The sequence below is a fragment of the Streptomyces sp. NPDC048142 genome (assembly GCF_043202835.1).
Taxonomy (GTDB): Bacteria; Actinomycetota; Actinomycetes; order Streptomycetales; family Streptomycetaceae; genus Streptomyces.
The window spans coordinates 37,465-52,882 of sequence record NZ_JBIDBC010000018.1 but is presented as its reverse complement, the minus strand read 5'-3'; the positions used below and the strand labels follow the sequence as shown (position 1 = coordinate 52,882).

23 protein-coding genes and 2 pseudogenes are annotated in these 15,418 nt (G+C 69.2%); 14 read left to right on the top strand and 11 right to left on the bottom strand.

What is annotated here, in order from left to right:
• Positions 1–148: 148 nt before the first annotated feature.
• The 3 genes from araD to ACGF2Y_RS22385 form a co-directional block, all read right to left on the bottom strand.
• Entirely contained in the window at positions 149–1,891 is a 1,743-nt protein-coding gene (araD, locus tag ACGF2Y_RS22395) for an L-arabinonate dehydratase (protein ID WP_392950183.1), read from the bottom strand.
• Positions 1,888–2,790 (bottom strand): dihydrodipicolinate synthase family protein, encoded by a 903-nt coding sequence (locus ACGF2Y_RS22390; protein WP_392950402.1) that lies wholly within the window; start codon positions 2,788–2,790, stop codon positions 1,888–1,890. The genes araD and ACGF2Y_RS22390 overlap by 4 nt, the downstream gene beginning before the upstream one ends.
• Positions 2,791–2,864: 74 nt before the next feature.
• Positions 2,865–3,521: a GntR family transcriptional regulator gene (locus tag ACGF2Y_RS22385; RefSeq protein ID WP_392950180.1), complete on the bottom strand. Its 657-nt coding sequence runs from the start codon at positions 3,519–3,521 to the stop codon at positions 2,865–2,867.
• A 351-nt stretch (positions 3,522–3,872) separates the two neighbouring features.
• On the opposite strand from ACGF2Y_RS22385, the gene ACGF2Y_RS22380 reads away from it, so the two are divergent.
• From ACGF2Y_RS22380 to ACGF2Y_RS22355, 6 genes and pseudogenes are all read left to right on the top strand, one after another.
• Complete coding sequence (locus ACGF2Y_RS22380; RefSeq protein ID WP_392950178.1) at positions 3,873–4,682, top strand: NAD-dependent epimerase/dehydratase family protein; 810 nt, start codon at positions 3,873–3,875, stop codon at positions 4,680–4,682.
• Between the two features lie 171 nt (positions 4,683–4,853).
• A complete protein-coding gene (locus tag ACGF2Y_RS22375) occupies positions 4,854–5,252 on the top strand; it encodes a VOC family protein (RefSeq protein ID WP_392950175.1) in 399 nt (132 codons plus the stop codon).
• A gap of 62 nt (positions 5,253–5,314) precedes the next feature.
• A pseudogene (locus tag ACGF2Y_RS22370) lies at positions 5,315–5,491 on the top strand (aldo/keto reductase); the annotation flags it as partial.
• 145 nt (positions 5,492–5,636) lie between these two features.
• Positions 5,637–5,864 (top strand): type II toxin-antitoxin system VapB family antitoxin, encoded by a 228-nt coding sequence (locus tag ACGF2Y_RS22365; RefSeq protein WP_392950172.1) that lies wholly within the window; start codon positions 5,637–5,639, stop codon positions 5,862–5,864.
• The gene (locus ACGF2Y_RS22360; protein WP_392950169.1) at positions 5,861–6,268 is read left to right on the top strand and encodes a PIN domain nuclease; all 408 of its coding nucleotides are present in this window, start codon (positions 5,861–5,863) and stop codon (positions 6,266–6,268) included. The genes ACGF2Y_RS22365 and ACGF2Y_RS22360 overlap by 4 nt, the downstream gene beginning before the upstream one ends.
• 186 nt (positions 6,269–6,454) lie before the next feature.
• Positions 6,455–6,661: a VOC family protein gene (locus ACGF2Y_RS22355; protein WP_392950167.1), complete on the top strand. Its 207-nt coding sequence runs from the start codon at positions 6,455–6,457 to the stop codon at positions 6,659–6,661.
• Here the strand turns inward: ACGF2Y_RS22355 and ACGF2Y_RS22350 are convergent.
• From ACGF2Y_RS22350 to ACGF2Y_RS22335, 4 genes are all read right to left on the bottom strand, one after another.
• Positions 6,634–7,377: a CPBP family intramembrane glutamic endopeptidase gene (locus tag ACGF2Y_RS22350; protein ID WP_392950164.1), complete on the bottom strand. Its 744-nt coding sequence runs from the start codon at positions 7,375–7,377 to the stop codon at positions 6,634–6,636. The two genes, ACGF2Y_RS22355 and ACGF2Y_RS22350, sit on opposite strands and share 28 nt — an antisense overlap.
• 125 nt (positions 7,378–7,502) lie before the next feature.
• Positions 7,503–7,880: a DUF6924 domain-containing protein gene (locus ACGF2Y_RS22345; RefSeq protein ID WP_392950161.1), complete on the bottom strand. Its 378-nt coding sequence runs from the start codon at positions 7,878–7,880 to the stop codon at positions 7,503–7,505.
• Positions 7,881–7,886: 6 nt separating this feature from the next.
• Positions 7,887–8,993 (bottom strand): radical SAM protein, encoded by a 1,107-nt coding sequence (locus tag ACGF2Y_RS22340; protein ID WP_392950159.1) that lies wholly within the window; start codon positions 8,991–8,993, stop codon positions 7,887–7,889.
• 63 nt (positions 8,994–9,056) lie between these two features.
• Positions 9,057–9,593 carry a CYTH domain-containing protein gene (locus ACGF2Y_RS22335; RefSeq protein ID WP_392950156.1) on the bottom strand — a complete coding sequence of 179 codons (537 nt, stop codon included), beginning with the start codon at positions 9,591–9,593 and terminating at the stop codon, positions 9,057–9,059.
• A 223-nt stretch (positions 9,594–9,816) separates the two neighbouring features.
• On the opposite strand from ACGF2Y_RS22335, the gene ACGF2Y_RS22330 reads away from it, so the two are divergent.
• From ACGF2Y_RS22330 to ACGF2Y_RS22315, 4 genes are read left to right on the top strand one after another with little or no spacing between them, the layout of a single operon-like run.
• Positions 9,817–10,128 (top strand): hypothetical protein, encoded by a 312-nt coding sequence (locus tag ACGF2Y_RS22330; RefSeq protein ID WP_392950154.1) that lies wholly within the window; start codon positions 9,817–9,819, stop codon positions 10,126–10,128.
• A complete protein-coding gene (locus ACGF2Y_RS22325) occupies positions 10,128–10,646 on the top strand; it encodes a DUF6879 family protein (RefSeq protein WP_392950152.1) in 519 nt (172 codons plus the stop codon). Before ACGF2Y_RS22330 ends, ACGF2Y_RS22325 begins: the two co-directional genes overlap by 1 nt.
• Before the next feature lie 10 nt (positions 10,647–10,656).
• Positions 10,657–11,520: a helix-turn-helix domain-containing protein gene (locus ACGF2Y_RS22320; RefSeq protein ID WP_392950149.1), complete on the top strand. Its 864-nt coding sequence runs from the start codon at positions 10,657–10,659 to the stop codon at positions 11,518–11,520.
• A 54-nt stretch (positions 11,521–11,574) separates the two neighbouring features.
• The gene (locus ACGF2Y_RS22315; protein ID WP_392950146.1) at positions 11,575–11,877 is read left to right on the top strand and encodes a DUF6087 family protein; all 303 of its coding nucleotides are present in this window, start codon (positions 11,575–11,577) and stop codon (positions 11,875–11,877) included.
• Positions 11,878–11,908: 31 nt separating this feature from the next.
• On the opposite strand, the gene ACGF2Y_RS22310 is transcribed toward ACGF2Y_RS22315, so the two are convergent.
• The 3 genes from ACGF2Y_RS22310 to ACGF2Y_RS22300 are packed head-to-tail and all read right to left on the bottom strand — an operon-like array spanning position 11,909 to position 13,223.
• The gene (locus ACGF2Y_RS22310; protein WP_392950143.1) at positions 11,909–12,112 is read right to left on the bottom strand and encodes a DUF397 domain-containing protein; all 204 of its coding nucleotides are present in this window, start codon (positions 12,110–12,112) and stop codon (positions 11,909–11,911) included.
• Between the two features lie 35 nt (positions 12,113–12,147).
• Positions 12,148–12,372: a DUF397 domain-containing protein gene (locus ACGF2Y_RS22305; protein WP_103531532.1), complete on the bottom strand. Its 225-nt coding sequence runs from the start codon at positions 12,370–12,372 to the stop codon at positions 12,148–12,150.
• Positions 12,369–13,223, bottom strand: a complete 855-nt coding sequence (locus tag ACGF2Y_RS22300) for a helix-turn-helix transcriptional regulator (protein ID WP_103531531.1) — start codon at positions 13,221–13,223, stop codon at positions 12,369–12,371. The genes ACGF2Y_RS22305 and ACGF2Y_RS22300 overlap by 4 nt, the downstream gene beginning before the upstream one ends.
• 193 nt (positions 13,224–13,416) lie before the next feature.
• On the opposite strand from ACGF2Y_RS22300, the gene ACGF2Y_RS22295 reads away from it, so the two are divergent.
• Genes ACGF2Y_RS22295 through ACGF2Y_RS22285 form a run of 3 tightly spaced genes read left to right on the top strand, consistent with a single transcriptional unit; the run spans position 13,417 to position 14,692 of the window.
• Positions 13,417–13,839 (top strand): ATP-binding protein, encoded by a 423-nt coding sequence (locus ACGF2Y_RS22295; RefSeq protein WP_392950138.1) that lies wholly within the window; start codon positions 13,417–13,419, stop codon positions 13,837–13,839.
• A 47-nt stretch (positions 13,840–13,886) separates the two neighbouring features.
• Positions 13,887–14,183 carry a hypothetical protein gene (locus tag ACGF2Y_RS22290; RefSeq protein ID WP_392950137.1) on the top strand — a complete coding sequence of 99 codons (297 nt, stop codon included), beginning with the start codon at positions 13,887–13,889 and terminating at the stop codon, positions 14,181–14,183.
• Positions 14,180–14,692, top strand: a complete 513-nt coding sequence (locus ACGF2Y_RS22285) for a hypothetical protein (protein ID WP_392950134.1) — start codon at positions 14,180–14,182, stop codon at positions 14,690–14,692. The genes ACGF2Y_RS22290 and ACGF2Y_RS22285 overlap by 4 nt, the downstream gene beginning before the upstream one ends.
• Positions 14,693–14,712: 20 nt before the next feature.
• Here ACGF2Y_RS22285 and ACGF2Y_RS22280 read toward each other — a convergent pair whose 3' ends face one another.
• Positions 14,713–14,967, bottom strand: coding sequence for a DUF6332 family protein (locus ACGF2Y_RS22280; protein ID WP_392950400.1), 255 nt, complete (start codon positions 14,965–14,967; stop codon positions 14,713–14,715).
• An 87-nt stretch (positions 14,968–15,054) separates the two neighbouring features.
• Between ACGF2Y_RS22280 and ACGF2Y_RS22275 the strand changes: the two are divergent.
• A pseudogene (locus tag ACGF2Y_RS22275) lies at positions 15,055–15,408 on the top strand (PIN domain-containing protein); the annotation flags it as partial.
• Positions 15,409–15,418 lie beyond the last annotated feature (10 nt).

Here is a 15,418-nt window from a genome sequence, read left to right as displayed (position 1 = left end):
TACGCGGTGCGGACCCGCTGCCGTACGCGGTGCGGACCCGCTGCCGTACGGAGGTGCGAGCCTGACTGCCACACACGACAGCAAGCGCTTGCTCCTGATGGCTGGGCCGGCCGGCCGCCCCGTCGCGCGGAGCCCCCGGCCGGCCGGCTCACCCCACGTACGGGTCGGGCACTTCTCCTTGCCGGGCCAGGAACCCGAAGTCGCATCCGGTGTCGGCCTGGGTGATCTGATCCTGGTACAGCGCCCCGTAGCCGCGCCCGTAACGCTCGGGCGGCGGGCTCCACGCGGCACGGCGGCGTGCCAGCTCGTCGTCGTCGACGCCGAGGTGGAGCAGGCGGGCCTCGACGTCCAGGGTGATGAGGTCCCCGGTGCGGACCAGGGCGAGGGGCCCGCCGACGAACGACTCGGGTGCGATGTGCAGGACGCACGCCCCGTAACTGGTGCCGCTCATCCGGGCGTCGGAGAGCCGCACCATGTCCCGTACGCCCCGCTTCAGCAGGTAGTCCGGGATCGGCAGCATGCCGTACTCGGGCATGCCGGGCCCGCCCTTGGGCCCGGCGTTGCGCAGCACCAGGACGTGGTCCGGGGTGAGCGCCAGGGCCGGGTCGTTGATGGTGCGCTGGAGCTCCCGGTAGTCGTCGAAGACGACGGCGGGCCCGGTGTGGCGCAGCAGGTGCGGCTCGGCGGCCACGTGCTTGATGACCGCGCCGTCGGGGCAGAGGTTGCCGCGCAGGACCGCCACCCCGCCCTCCTCGGCCAGCGGATCGGTGCGCTCGCGGATGACGGCGCTGTTGTGGACGGCCGCCCCGTCGAGCTGTTCGCGCAGGGTGGCGTGCGCGACCGTGGGCCGGTCCAGGTGCAGGACGTCGGTGAGCCGGGTCAGGAATCCGGGCAGCCCGCCGGCGAAGTGGAAGTCCTCCATCAGATACCGCCCGCCGGGCCGGAGGTCGGCGAGGACCGGCACGGTGCGGGCGATGCGGTCGAAGTCGTCCAGCGTGAGCTTGACGCCGGAGCGGCCCGCCATGGCGGTCAGGTGGATGACGGCGTTGGTGGAGCCGCCGAGCGCCAGGACGGTGGCGACGGCGTCCTGGTAGGCGTCGGCGGTGAGGATGTGCGACAACTTCGTGCGCTGCCGGACGAGTTCGACGATCCGCAGGCCGGACGCGGCGGCCATCCGGTCGTGCCCGGAGTCGACGGCCGGGATGGAGGAGGCCCCGGGCATGGTCACGCCCAGCACCTCGGCGGCGGCCGTCAGCGTGGAGGCGGTCCCCATCGTCATGCAGTGGCCGGCCGAACGGGCGAGGCCGTTCTCCAGCTCGCCCATCTCGCAGTCGCCGATCAGCCCGGCCCGCCGGTCGTCCCAGTACTTCCACATGTCCGTGCCGGAGCCGAGGACCTCGTTGCGCCAGTGGCCCGGCAGCATCGGCCCGGCCGGCACGAAGACGGTCGGCAGGTCCACGGACGCCGCGCCCATCAGCAGCGCGGGCGTCGACTTGTCGCAGCCGCCCAGCAGTACGGCGCCGTCGACGGGGTACGAGCGGAGCAGCTCCTCCGTCTCCATCGCCAGCAGGTTGCGGTAGAGCATGGGGGTCGGCTTCTGGAAGGTCTCCGAGAGGGTGGAGACCGGGAATTCGAGCGGGAATCCGCCCGCCTGCCAGACGCCCCGCTTCACGGCCTGCGCCCTCTCGCGCAGGTGGGCGTGGCAGGGGTTGATGTCGGACCAGGTGTTGAGGACCGCGATGACCGGCTTGCCGAGGTGTTCCTCGGGGAGGTAGCCGAGCTGGCGGGTGCGGGCCCGGTGGCTGAAGGAACGCAGGCCCTCGGTGCCGTACCACTGGTGACTGCGCAGTTCCCCGGGGGCGACGGGCACCGCTCTCGGGTCGTCGGTCACAGGGACCACCCGGCTATCTGCGCGGCGACCTCGGCCCGCCGGGCCTCCGGAAGGACCCGGCTCGGCGCGCGTACCTCGCGGCGGCAGAGTCCGAGCACGGACAGGGCCTCCTTGACGACCGTGACGTTGTTGGCGGACTGCGCCTCGGCGCGGAACTCCTCGAAGGGGCGGATCCGCTCCCACACCTTCATCGCCGCGCCGTAGTCGCCGGCCCGCAGGGCCTCCAGCATGGCGAGGGAGACGCCGGGGGCGACGTTGACGAGGCCCGAGGTGAACCCGGTGGCGCCGGTGGCGAAGTAGGAGGGGGCGTACAGCTCGGCGAGGCCCGCGACCCAGACGAACCGCTCCAGCCCGGCGTCGCGGGCGAAGGCCCCGAAGCGCGCCGCGTCGGGCACCGCGTACTTCACGCCGATGACGTTGGGGCAGCTGTCGGCGAGTGCGGCGAGCCGGTCGCCGGCGAGCAGCGGGTTACGGATGTACGGGACGACTCCGAGCTCCGGGACGGCCTCGGCGATCGCCCGGTGGTAGTCGACCCAGCCCTCCTGGGCGACATAGGGGTGCACCGGCTGGTGAACCATCACCATGCCGGCCCCGGCGTCCCTGGCGTGCTCGGCGTCGGCCACGGCGGTGGGCACGTCGTGGCCGACCCCCACCAGGACCGTGGCACGGCCGCGGGCCTCCTGCGCGGTCAGCTCCGTGACGGTGCGCCGCTCGCCGGGGGTGAGCGCGTAGAACTCCCCGGTGTTGCCGTTCGGGGTGACGACGCGGACGCCGCCGTCGAACAGCCGGCGCACCAGGGCGCGGTACGTCACAGCGTCGATGCTCCCGTCCTCGGCGAACGGGGTGACGGGGATCGCCACCACGTCCGCGAGGGCCGCCTTCAGCGGGAGGATGTCCATGCGGATGTCCGTGCGGATGTCCATGCGGACCGGCCTTTCGTCTGGGTGCTGGTGGTGCGCGGCCGGCGGACGGTTCACGCCGCCCCACCCCCGTCCTCGTCGTCGGGGAAGGCGCGGCGCACGAAGGAGGCGATGTGGTGGTGGAGAGCCCCCGCGGCGGCCTCCGCGTCCTCGGCGAGGGCGAGCCGCAGGATCTCGCGGTGCTCGGCCGCCTCCCGGTCCCAGGACGGGACGGCCGACCAGGCCACCGTCGAGACGAGGGCCGCCTGGTCGCGGACCTCGTCGAGCATCCGGGAGAGCAGCGGGTTGCCGCAGGGCAGGTACAGGGCCCGGTGGAAGTCCCGGTTGGCCAGCGACCTGTCGGCCTTGTCGAGCGCCGAGTCGGCCCGTTCCAGCGCGTCCTGGGCCGCCTCCAGCGAGGCGCCCCGGCGGATGGACCGGCGTAGCGCCTCCGGCTCCAGGAGCAGGCGTACGTCGTACACCTCCCGGGCCATCGTCGCGTCGACGAGCCGCACGGTGACGCCCTTGTACTGGTTCATCACCACGAGCCCCGTGCCCGCGAGCGTCTTCAGCGCCTCGCGCACGGGCGTCTTGGACACCCCGAACTGCGCGGCCAGTTCCGTCTCCACCAGCGCCTGCCCCGGTTGGAGCCGCGCGGTGAGGATGGCGTGCTTGATGGCCTCCAGCACGTACTGGGTCCGGGACGGGTTCGGGGCGGGCGCAAAGGTCATGGGTGACGGGCTCTCACATCTCGCATATCGCGTCTCATATATGACGTACGAAGTACGACCCGATGAAGCTAGAGCCGCCCGGAAGGCTTCGTCAACGCTTCGGACAGAACAACTTTCCGGGTCCGCCGGGCACTTGACGTAACCTCACGGACTTCTTAGCTTGTCCACGTATGCGAATGCGGTCCACGGCCTTGAAGACCGAGGGCGTCACGACGCCCGACCGCACGCCCGGTGCCACGCCACGCGACGTGCCTCGCCACGCCGCACAGCACCACGCCGCACAGCACAGCACCACTCCACTCCGCACCACTCCACCCTGCATCGCATCGCATCGCCCCGAGGAGATCTCCGATGACCGCTCCCCGCACCGTCCTGCTCACCGGTGCCGCAGGCGGCCTCGGCACGGTGATGCGGGAGCTGCTGCCCGCGTACGGCTACGACCTGCGGCTGTTCGACCTGGTCCCGGTGGACGGCGCGCCCGAGGCGATCACCGCCGACCTGAACGACCGGGAGGCGCTGCGCGAGGCCGTGCGCGGGGTGGACGTGGTCATCCACCTGGCGGGCATCTCGCTGGAGTCCACCTTCGACAAGATCCTCCGCGCCAACATCGAGGGCACCTACCACCTCTACGAGGCCGCCCGCGAGGAGGGCGTCCGGCGCATCGTCTCCGCCTCCTCCAACCACGCCATTGGCCACACCCCCCGCCCGCTCCCCGGGGACCCGCCGATCCCGGTCGACGCCCCGCACCGCCCCGACACCTTCTACGGCCTGTCGAAGTGCTTCGGCGAGGACCTGGCCCAGCTCTACTGGGACAAGCACGGCGTCGAGACCGTCTCGGTGCGGATCGGGAGCTGCTTCCCGGAGCCCACCTCGGTGCGCATGCTGTCCCTGTGGATGAGCCCCGGCGACGGAGCCCGCCTCTTCCACGCCGCCCTCACCGCCGAGGACGTCGGACACACCGTCGTGTACGGCTCCTCCGCCAACACCCGCCTGTGGTGGGACCTGACCTCGGCGCGCGCCCTGGGCTACGCGCCGCAGGACGACTCGGAACCGTACGCGGCGAAGCTCATCGCCGAACAGGGCGAGCCGGACCCGACCGACCCGGCGCACGCCCGCCTCGGCGGCCACTTCGTCACCGATCCGCCGATCTGGCCGCACTGAGGGGGCCGAGGCTGCGGCGGGGCGGGGCTGCGGCGGGGCGGGCCCGGCCGTGGGCACCGATGAGTTTCGCGGGCGCGGACGGTCATGAGTGGTGGGGCGCATCGAGCGACCGGGTCGTCCCGACCCCAGGCCCACCCGGGCGCACGAGCACCGATCGAGCGAGGAACCACCATGGCAGCCCCCACCAGCGACAACACCGGAAACACCGACACCGTCACCGGCCTCGGAGTCGTCATCGGCAGCACGGACCCCGACGCTCTGATCGCCTGGTATCGGGCCGCGCTGGAGCCGCTCGGCGCACGCTGGGCGGAACACATGCTGCTCGTCGGCCCCGGCGCGATCATCGGATTCGACCGGCGGGACGACGTGGCGGACAAGGCCGCCGAACCGGGCCGGCACCTGATCAACGTCACCGTGCGCGACATCCGGGCGGCCGAGCGGCACCTCGGCTCCCTCGGGGTGACGTGGGTGCGCCCGGTCGAGGAGGTCGGCGGCGGCTGGTTCTTCTCCACGGTCGTGGACCCGGTGGGCAACTACCTCCAGATCCTCCAGGGCCCGGAAACGCCCTGACGCCTCCCCTGGACACCCCCTGGATTATCAAGAGCATTCGAACGAGGGGAAGTTCAGAGGGTATGCGATCGACGACGTTCCGCATCGGCGGAGACCTGACCGTGGGACGGCTGGGGTTCGGTGCGATGTACCTGCCCACCGAACGGCCCGAGGACCGGAAGGCGGCCATCACCGTGGCCCGCCGCGCGGTGGAGCTGGGCATCACCCTGATCGACACGGCCCACATGTACGAACACGGCGGCCGGGGACATCGTGCTCACGCCGGAGGTGCGGGCGCGGCTGGACGGGGTCGGGGGCGCGCGTAACTACAGCCGCCCGAAATCCTCTGTATACATTCGATCAGGTACATTGGTACATGCGAATGTATATATCGAGGAGTGAAGCATGAGCCGAACAGTCATCGACCTCGACGACGAAGCGCTTGCGGCCGCCGCAATAGAGCTGGGAACCACGACGAAGCGCGAGACGATCAACACCGCGCTGCGCGAGATCGTCGAGCGCAACCGCCGTCTGCGCGCCCTGCACGAGCTGCAGGACATCGCTCAGGAGGGCGGCCTGGACATGGACGTTCTCCTTGACAAGCACCGTTATCGAGGAGGCTCCGCAGCGTGAGTGTCGCCGACTACCTCATCGACACTTCGGCACTCGCCCGCATCCTCCTGCGCCAGAGCACCGAGGAGTGGGACCGTCGTATCGGTGCGGGCCTCGTCGCCCTATGCGACCTGACCGAACTGGAGCTGCTCTACTCCGCCCGCTCCGCCGAGGACCGCGAGAAGGTCAGGGAGCGTCTGGCCATGTTCACCTGGTGCCCGACGCCGGACGGCGTGTTCCGGCGCGCCCGCACCGTACAGGAACAACTCACCACCAAGGGAGAGCACCGAAGCGCCGGCCCCGTGGATCTATTGCTGGCTGCGACTGCGGAGCAGTCGGGCCTGACGCTGCTCCACCACGACCGCGACTTCGAGACCATCGCCCGCACCACCGGACAGCCCACCAGGATGCTGGACCTGAGGTAGCCGCCGAACTACGGCAGCCCCCGGGCCGGGCCGCACCTCACTGACCTCGTACGACCACGTTCGGATCGGCGGCGACCTCGTGGGTTGTCCAGTGCCGAGCGGCACTCTGTGCAAGTCAGAGGCGTGATCGGCTGTTCAGGCAGGTAAGGCAGGTAGTCGGAAACGTTTCGGTCGAACCACGGCCGGATGCTCGCGCCCGTACCGGGCCCCGCGGCGGCCCGGTCAGGAGGTGCCGCAGCGGTCCACCTGGACCTCGGCGACGAGGACCTCGACGCGGCGGAGCAACTCGCACTGCGGCTCGGTGCGGTCGAGCCCGACCCCCAACCCGGCGGCGAGCGGTGGCGGGTGCGCCTGGACCCTGCCGGTCACCTCTTCTGCTTGGCCTCCGGCTGACCGCTCTCCCCGTAGCGACCCTCCTGCGCGCATATCCGGACCAGTGCCACGCCGTAGCCGGTGAGCGCGAGAAGGCGGAGGGCCTCCCACCAGACCGGAAGCTCGCCCGGGCTGTTGGAATTGATCCAGTTGCTCACAGCATGCAGAAGCGCCAGCGGCCAGATCGAGACGGTGTGGAGGCGAAGCGCCGCCAGCACGAATCCGAAGACGGACGCGTGTAGGACCTGGAACGCCATGTACTCCGGCGACCGGCCGAAGACAAGTCCGGAGAGGACGTGTCCCAGGCCGAACAGCAGGCCGACCCAGATGGTGAGCCGCCACGGTGACAGTGCACGCAGAAGTTCCTGCATGACGCCGCGTGCATACAGCTCCTCGCTGATCCCGACCGACAGCATCAGCAGCGCACTCGCCGCCAGGGCACTCGCCGGGCCGACGACGCCCCGTGTCAGCTCCAGGCAGACCACGAGGTACGCCGGTACCAGTAGCCATGGGCGGCGCGGCCACAGAGTCGCCAACCACGGGGACCGCCACCATCGAAACAGCGCCACCACCGCCAACGGGACGACGCAGGCAGCCGTATTGACAAGGACCGGCCCCGCGAAACCGATCGAAGGGAGTGCGAACGCAGCGGCGAACAGAGCCAGATGCCATCCGACGTTCACGCCGATGGCGGCCAGAAGAGGCAACCGTACGGGAGGGCTGCTTGACGAGGTCACGATCAGCCAGTGTGCCCCAGCGGCGCGGGGTCCGAGTACGGCCGAAAACCCCAACGCCGTTTGGCCGGGCGCCCGGCGATCACTGTTCCGACCCACGAGCTGGGGCTACGGACCAGATTGAACAGTCAGCGGGCAACCCGGTCCGCTTCTGCAGCAGGGGCTTGCGGCGCCTCACACCGACACGAGGCGCCCTCACGTGCCTGAACAACCCTCGGATATCTGGCAGGCACGGGGCGCCGTAGGCCAGTTGCCTCACATGCCCCGGCCCACCGCCGGTCGTCGACCAGGTGCGCCGGCGGCTCCGACCGCCCCTCGTCCCCGACGACACGGTCCAGCTCGGCGACGACCTCCCGCCACGCGGCGTCATCGGTGTAGTCGGTCCGGATGACGAGAGGCGCACACTCGTCGGCCCTGACGATCGCCAGCAGCTCGTTCACCGTCTGCTCCCCGGACGGATTCGGTCCTGTCGCACGGACCCTCTCACCCACCACTGACAGCGCCATGCGCTCCTACAGCACCGAACCGGGAGTGGTGGAGAGCGCGGTGAGGCGCGCCATCTCCTGTTCACGGAAGGTGGTGACCTCACGGCAGAGCTGACTCATGACGAAGCTTCCGAGCGAAACGCAGAGGTCCATGCGCCGAATGCATACGCCCACCATGAACGGGCCGGCCGCGGCCCGGTAGAGACGCACTCCGTAATACCCCTCCTGGCAGTCACGGTCATTGTTGAAGCGGCAGTCGGCGCAGGTCTCGGGAAGACGTACCGGCCGGATGCTCTTCGCATACAGTTCGCGTCCTCCGGGAAGCCGATAGCGAGTGCGCTGATCGGAAGTCCCCGCCGTGATGATGCGCCGTTCAGGAACAGCCCCCAAGGTGTTCACCACCTCCTGCATGGCGGCGAGGGACCGACCGCCGTCCTCCAGCGACACCAGCATCCGCACGATCACGTCCCTTCCGAAGTCCTCCACAATGCGCAGCACCCGGTCCACGTGGGCACTGTCCGGGATCACGATGTTGGCGGATACCTTCACGCCGCAGCGCACAGCGGCCTCGACGGTGGAGCGCAGGGCATCGAGCTTCCGCTGAGCGAGACCGACGGAGTTCAACCGCTCGGCCTGGACAGCGGCCAATTCTTGAGGGGTGGTACCGAACACGCTGAGGTTGATCCGGTCGAGGCCTTCCGCCGCGCACGCGGGCAGCACGTCCGCACCGTTCTCCCCGTTGGACGTGACGCCCACCCGCAGACCCAGGCGACGGGCGATCCTGACCAGCCCAGGGAGATCAGGGTGCAGGGTGGGCTCGCCGCCGGTCAGATGGACCTCGTCCATGGCCATGCTTCCCCGCATGGCGGCCAGAGCGAGGGCGAAGTCCGGGTCGGCCTTGATTGCCTCGGGCAGGAACCCAGCTCCGTTCGTCGAGAGGTAGAGAGACACACGCCCGGTTCGACCAGGCGTGCCCGTGAACTCCGGAGCCGACCGCGACCGATTGTCCGAGGCGACAGGCGTGCCCTCGTTGTGGCAGAAAGTGCAGGCGAGCCCGCACGCGTCGATGACCTTGATTCTCAGGGTGCTGTCAGCCACCACGGTCACCGGGACGGGCAGGTCGTGCTGCTTCATCTGTCCACCTCCACGACGGACCGGCCCAGGGCCGGTCACCTTCTGTCCGCACCCCTATCGCTCCTAGGGGAACCGCAGGTCAGAAATGCCATCCAGATCGATCCCGTATCGGGCGAAGACCTTGGTCGTGTTCTCGCTCGTCAACTCCGACATATCGATGGAGAGCCGTGCAGCAGCGACTCGGACGTCCTCTGCTGTATCGCCCTCGATCTCCAAGTACGGAGGAATGAGCGGCCAGGAGTCGATCTCCAACCGAACGCCTTCCAGCACCCAGGAGTCCCGGTGGTTCTCCTGGTACGAGCGATGCCGCATGCCCATGCGTCCCAGCAAGGCGTGTGCTGTCTCGAAATTCCCGACCGTGGTCTCTGTCTCGCTGGTCCCGTCGATCGCGTCGGAGGTGATCTCCTTGACGCACAGGGTCGCCTCCTCCCCGTCGTCACGAAGCCTCACCCACCGTCCCTCCAGCGGGGGCACAGTGTCGTAGACATACCGGCGCATCAGCCGACCGCCGCTGTGCTCACCACCAGCGGCAGCAATTCGGCCCGCCATGGCGGCGGGGTCGATGTCCAGGTACTTCGCTTCGTACTCGACGACCGGCACGGCTCTCCCGCTGGTCCGATGAAACAGGGCGCATCGCACCGGCTTGCAGGGCCGGCCAGAGTTGAAGCTAGGCGGCCGCTGGGCGCGGCGACCACCGGGTTGCACAGGATTGCACCCGACTTCACGGGTCGGTGCTGAACCGCTGGCGACGCCCTTGACCTGGCGTGAGCAAAGAGGCGACGCTCAGTCACATCGAGCCGAACATCCCTCGAAGGAGCACGACATGGCTTTACGGTTTCTGGGCATCTGGCCCAATACTCCCGACGACGGCTCTCCCACCATCTGGCTGGAGGAGACGACAGGCGACCTGATCATCCAATCCTGGAAGGCAGATCAGGAAACCCTCCGAGCGGCTCAGGAGGTCGGATCGGTTCCCGGGCACTCCACCGACGTACCGGACCACGAAACGGTGATCCGGCTACCGGCCAACATGCTGCAGTTCATCCCCCGCACCGAGAACGCACCAGCCCACACGCCGCCCTCCCCGGGTACCGACGGGACTCCTACGGCGAACAAGGTCAGCGAGGACCAGTAGTGGCAACGGCAGTACGCGAGGCACTGGCCAAGGCGCACCATACGGCCAAGCACCTGGAAATGCGGGACAGTTACATGCGAGACGACCCCAACTTCCTCCGTTGGAAAAAGGGCTACCGCGACGACCGCGACGACCGGGCATCCTGGTGGCGCCCGTGGCTCGACGTGGTGGCCGAGGCGACCGCACGCGGCATCGTCATACGTCGGCTGCGCGTCGTGTCAGAACCTCTCAGCGACTACACGCGGTACGAGTACGACGGCACCTTCACCAACGTCGCGGCAGGCGAGGACGTGCGCTGGCTGCCCCGATCCGCCGCACGCGACCTTCTGCTCCCGGCCTTGGACGGCTGGGTCATGGACGACCGACTGCTGATCCTGCACCACTTCAGCGGCGAGGGGCAGTGGGCGGGCCCCGGTATGGAGGTCTGCGACGACGCGCAGGCGGCGGAGCGGTATGCACGTGCCTACGACGCCGCATGGCAACGAGGGATACCACACAAGGAGTACCGGCCGGCCTGAGTATGGACGCATGCCCCTCTCCCCCTACTCCCACGCTCAACAAGCCCGGCTGGCCCTCGCGAACCGCCTGGCCGAGCTGCGGCGCGAGGCGGGCCTGACCGGCCGTGAGCTCGCCCGCCTATGCGGATGGCACCCGTCGAAATCCTCACGCATCGAGAACGCCCGCACCGCGCCGACGGCTGATGACGTCACGGCTTGGTGCGGTGCGTGCGGAGCGCAGGACACAGCAGGGGACCTGATCGCCTCGCTGCGGGCCGCGGAAGGCATGTGGATCGAATGGCGGCGGATGGAGCGCTCAGGTCTCCGCCAGGCGCAGATGAACCGCCTGCCTCTGTACGAGCGCACGCATCGCTTCCGCTCGTACTCTTCCTGGCTCGTCCCCGGGCTGCTCCAAACGCGCTCCTACACCACGGCGGTTCTTGGAGCCGTACAACGACGGCGCGGCCTCGTGGACGATGTCGCCGAGGCCGTGGACGCACGCATGACCCGCCAGCGGGTTCTGCACGAGGGTGATCGCCGCTTCGCCTTCTTGGTAGAGGAATCCGTTCTTCGGGCGGGCGTGGGCGGACCACAGGTCATGATCGAGCAACTGGCGGCACTCATTGCCGCGGGCTCACTGCCCAACGTGAGCGTCGGTATCGTCCCGGCCGCTCCGGACCGTGAGCGCTGGCCGGTGGAGGGCTTCTGGATCTACGACGCCGCGCAGGTCAACGTCGAACTGGTGTCGGGCTACCTGACCGTTACGGCTCCGAGCGAGGTCGCCTCCTACGCGATGACGTTCTCCGAGCTGGCGGAATGCGCCGTCTACGGCACGGCTGCCCGCAGGTTGATCACGGCCGCGCTGGACGCGCTCGACCGACCCGACTACCGCTGAGGCAGGGCCGCACTACCCTGCGGGAACGAAGCCTCCGGAGAGCAAGGAAGCACGATGGACGACGAGCCGCTGTCGGACTGGGCGGAACGCCGGGACGCGAAGATCGGCCGGCTCCGCGCCATGCCGCTCGTGACCGGCGACGGCCCCAAGGGCGCCCACCTCAACCCGGACGCGCCTCGCGTCATCCAGCGATGGAACGGGTACGCCTGGGAGCCACACGGCACGGCGGCCAACCTCGCCGAGGCCCGACGCCTCCTGCACCCGCGCGCCGAGGAACGGCCGACGGTGACTGCACCGCAGGCGCAGCCACTGAAGGCAGGCCGGGGCAGGCAGCGCAAGCCCCGGCCGGGGGAGTGATCCGGGGCTGGAGCCTCGCCCGCAACGCCCTTTAGAGGGAGCCGTCCTGTACGGCGGTGACAAAGGCCTGCCACTGCTCCGGGCCGAAGATGTGCGCGCCAAGGGCGCGGTCCTTGCTGTCACCGATGGCGACGAGGCCGTCCGGCGTCGGTTGGGTCTCGACGCATGTCCCCCCGTTGTCACCGCTGAACGAAGACTTCACCCAGGCACTGTCGGGCAGGCCGTATCGCGCCATCTGCTGTGTCCACCTCTACGCTCTGGTAACGCTTTTCAGAGAAGGCTGTCCCGTACGGCGGCGATGAAGGCCTGCCACTGGGCGGGGGCGAAAGTGTGCGCGCCGAGGGTTCGGTCCTTGGTGTCGCGGATCGCGTGACGGCCGGAGGCCAAAAGGGCGTGCTCGACGCAGCCGTTGTTCGACCCGCTGTACGTGCTCTTGTGCCAGCGTGCACGTTCAAGCTCGGTCTCCGAAACTCGGGGAGCCGATTCCTCGATCATGATCTCGTTTTCTCGATGAGGTCGCGAATGTACTGCCGGGATGCAGTGGGTGACAGAGCGGCAGCGGTCAATTCGTCCCACGCCTTGATATACGCCTGCACATCGGGGCGCTGCTCCAGCAACGTACCACCGGTGATGTGCTCCAACCACACCACTTCCACCGGCGGATCGGCCTGTAGCCCGAAGACGGTGAACGGCGCGTACTGCTCCATCGGCAGGGCGGAATTCAGCGGCAGCACCTGAATGCTGACATTCGACGACGAACCTGCCTCCAGCAGGTGGTCCAACTGCCCGGCAATCAGGTCCGGCCCACCTCCGATGCGGTGTAGTGCGGGGGCGTCGATCACGGCTCGGAGCCTGAAGCCGAGCTTGTCGCCGAGCAACTCCTTGCGCTTCATGCGGGTATCGACGAGGGATTCCACTTGGTCGGCCGGTGACGCCACCGCGTACAGGTGGCGCATGTACGCCTCGGTCTGGAGCAGCCCCGGAATGACCATCGGTTCGAACGTGCGGACCGCTTGCGAGTCCGCCTCCAGCATCAGGTAGTCCTTCAGGACATCGTGGAGAAACGGCCCCTGCCCGCTCCACCAGTCGACCTTGTGGATCTCCTTCGCCAGCCGCTTCAGGCTGGCCCGCTGCCGCTCGTCCTCCACTCCGTAGAGGTTGAGGAGGGTCGTCAGGTCGAGCGGGCGAATGCCCCGCTTGCCGTTCTCGATCTGGCTGATCTTCGGCTGCCCACACTCCAGGGCCTCCGCCGCGTCCTGGACCTTGAGACCGGCGTCCAATCGGAGCTGTCGCAGTTCACCGCCGAGTCGGCGGCTCCGCATCGTGGGCATGTCGCTCTGAGCCATGGCGTCATCCTGGCGGCCAAGTTCGCTCAGGCACAACACACTTCGGAATATTGCACCCTCCCGGATGAAGCCGTGAAGAAATACTTGCCTAAGAGATGCTTCGCACACCACTATCTTCCCGTAACCAACAGCGCCCACCCGATCACGGAATGTCGACCGTGTGCGCGGCACTCACTTCGTTCTGGAGGAACCGATGGCCATCACCCCCACCATCGAGTTGGACCCGCCCGACTACCGCCAGGAACTCGTCGCCCGCCCCGAGACGCTCGCGATCATGCGCCGCATCGTCAGCGCACACCTCGACCTCTGGGACCTGCGCGACCTGAGCGACGCCGCCACGCTCTGCGCCCACGAGCTGCTGACCAACGTCATGCGGCACACCGGGTCGCCGCTCTGCACCATCACCCTGCGGCGCAGGCCGGACGGCGTACGCGTGACCGTCAGCGATTCCGACACTGCTCCGCCCGAGCGTCGCGACCCCGGCTGGAGCGAGGAGAGCGGACGCGGAGTGCTCCTGATCGCGGCGCTCGCGGCGCAGTGCGGGACGGTGATGCGGCGGGACGGCAAGGACGTCTGGGCCGACATCCGCACCACGGCACCCGTGCCCGCCACGTGAACAGGCCTCTGCCGCGCACCTATTGGTGTCACGCAGATGTCGACCCCGTGCCGGCCGCAGAGCCTCCGGACGGCCTGGTCACCACCGCGCCCGGTCAGGCCGTGGCCTGGATGCGCGCATCCGTGCGACGGCTGACGCCGCGACTCGACCGTGACACCTTTCACCGGGCCTGGTCCTGGCTCGGCGACCACCGGAGTGCCGAGGCAGCCGTGGAGAGCCTGCGGCGCGGCCAGGGTTACGCGTACGAACTGACCGCCCCCGACGGGACCTGGCGCTGGACGGCGTACCCGGTCTCCGCCCTCCCTCTGCCGCCGACCGACCAGCCGCTCAGGAGCCACCGATGAACGACACACGCATGCCCGCACCGCCCTCACCCGCCGCTGAGCTGCGCGCCGCGCTCGGCGAGGCGGGGCTGAGCGCGGGAGCCACGGACACGGTGGCGGAGAACCGCGTACGGATCACGCCTCTCAGCCCCGCCGACGCACGGCAGTTGGCCCGCCTGATCCGTACCGGAACCAAGCGCACGCTGAAGGCCGCCCGCGCCCTGCGGGAGATCTGCGCGGCTCACCGCATCGAGCTTCCCGGACTACGGGTCCGGCAGGGCCGCATCACCCTGGGGCCCGTCCAGGTCGACGACGCCGCACGGCTGGCCCGGCTGCTGGGTGCGGTGCCGCCGACCACCGAACGGCCGGACCCCGACATCGTGAGGGCCATGCTGGGCCAGGTCTTCCCGCAGGCCACGGGCGGCGGCGCCCTCTCCGTATCCGTACGGGAGAACACCCGTGGCCTCCTGGACCTGGGCTCGATCGACGCCAGGACCGCGCGACGCCTGATCCGCGCACTCCAGTTCTGAACGGGCTCCCGCTGCTGTCGTCAGTGGCCTTTGCGGCGCTCCGCGTCGAAGCGGTACAGCACCCGCACCAGACGCCACACTCCGGCCGTCACCCCGACCAGGGCTCCCCCTGTCAGCACACCTTTGGACGCCGAACCAGAGAGGTCGAAGACGAGGGTGAGGGCCAGCGCGACGGCAAAGACCGCCGCAGCAAGGGCGACCGCGGTCACCAGAGCGAAGACGACCTCCACCGTCATCGCGTCCTTCTCCCATCGCGACTCGCGCCCCATGTCCATGCCGGAAGTCTCGCACCACGGTCAAGGCCCGGCGCCCGGCCGAACAGCACCCGACGCCAGGAACCGCGCACCCCACACAAGAAGGCGCCGGCAACGATCAGCCACCTGATCATCTCCCCGCTCGTCCTTGCCGAACTGGACTACCTGATCACCACCAGTGCAGGCGCCGACAAGGCCCTGACAGCACCACGGTTCATCGAACGCAACGCAGCCACCCGCAGGTTCGAGATCCCCGCCGTCGGCCCACACCTGAGCGCGGCGATCGTCGTCGCGGAGGGTTACGCGGACGGCGGCAAAGGCATCGGGCTGGCGGACGCGATGAACGTCGCTCTGGCCGCCGCGTACCGTACCGAGGTCGTCTTCACCTCGGACCGCCACTTCCGTATGGTCCGGCCGCTGACCGGGCACAAGGCATTCCGGTTGCTGCCCGACGACCTGTGAGAGCGGCTTC

Coding starts and splice junctions, on each gene's coding strand:
- ACGF2Y_RS22390 (WP_392950402.1), bottom strand. CDS start 2,790: ATGGACATCCTCCCGCTGAAGGCGGCCCTCGCGGACGTGGTGGCGATC.
- ACGF2Y_RS22385 (WP_392950180.1), bottom strand. CDS start 3,521: ATGACCTTTGCGCCCGCCCCGAACCCGTCCCGGACCCAGTACGTGCTG.
- ACGF2Y_RS22380 (WP_392950178.1), top strand. CDS start 3,873: ATGACCGCTCCCCGCACCGTCCTGCTCACCGGTGCCGCAGGCGGCCTC.
- ACGF2Y_RS22375 (WP_392950175.1), top strand. CDS start 4,854: ATGGCAGCCCCCACCAGCGACAACACCGGAAACACCGACACCGTCACC.
- ACGF2Y_RS22365 (WP_392950172.1), top strand. CDS start 5,637: ATGAGCCGAACAGTCATCGACCTCGACGACGAAGCGCTTGCGGCCGCC.
- ACGF2Y_RS22355 (WP_392950167.1), top strand. CDS start 6,455: ATGCTCGCGCCCGTACCGGGCCCCGCGGCGGCCCGGTCAGGAGGTGCC.
- ACGF2Y_RS22345 (WP_392950161.1), bottom strand. CDS start 7,880: ATGGCGCTGTCAGTGGTGGGTGAGAGGGTCCGTGCGACAGGACCGAAT.
- ACGF2Y_RS22340 (WP_392950159.1), bottom strand. CDS start 8,993: ATGAAGCAGCACGACCTGCCCGTCCCGGTGACCGTGGTGGCTGACAGC.
- ACGF2Y_RS22330 (WP_392950154.1), top strand. CDS start 9,817: ATGGCTTTACGGTTTCTGGGCATCTGGCCCAATACTCCCGACGACGGC.
- ACGF2Y_RS22320 (WP_392950149.1), top strand. CDS start 10,657: ATGCCCCTCTCCCCCTACTCCCACGCTCAACAAGCCCGGCTGGCCCTC.
- ACGF2Y_RS22315 (WP_392950146.1), top strand. CDS start 11,575: ATGGACGACGAGCCGCTGTCGGACTGGGCGGAACGCCGGGACGCGAAG.
- ACGF2Y_RS22310 (WP_392950143.1), bottom strand. CDS start 12,112: ATGGCGCGATACGGCCTGCCCGACAGTGCCTGGGTGAAGTCTTCGTTC.
- ACGF2Y_RS22305 (WP_103531532.1), bottom strand. CDS start 12,372: ATGATCGAGGAATCGGCTCCCCGAGTTTCGGAGACCGAGCTTGAACGT.
- ACGF2Y_RS22300 (WP_103531531.1), bottom strand. CDS start 13,223: ATGGCTCAGAGCGACATGCCCACGATGCGGAGCCGCCGACTCGGCGGT.
- ACGF2Y_RS22295 (WP_392950138.1), top strand. CDS start 13,417: ATGGCCATCACCCCCACCATCGAGTTGGACCCGCCCGACTACCGCCAG.
- ACGF2Y_RS22285 (WP_392950134.1), top strand. CDS start 14,180: ATGAACGACACACGCATGCCCGCACCGCCCTCACCCGCCGCTGAGCTG.
- ACGF2Y_RS22280 (WP_392950400.1), bottom strand. CDS start 14,967: ATGGACATGGGGCGCGAGTCGCGATGGGAGAAGGACGCGATGACGGTG.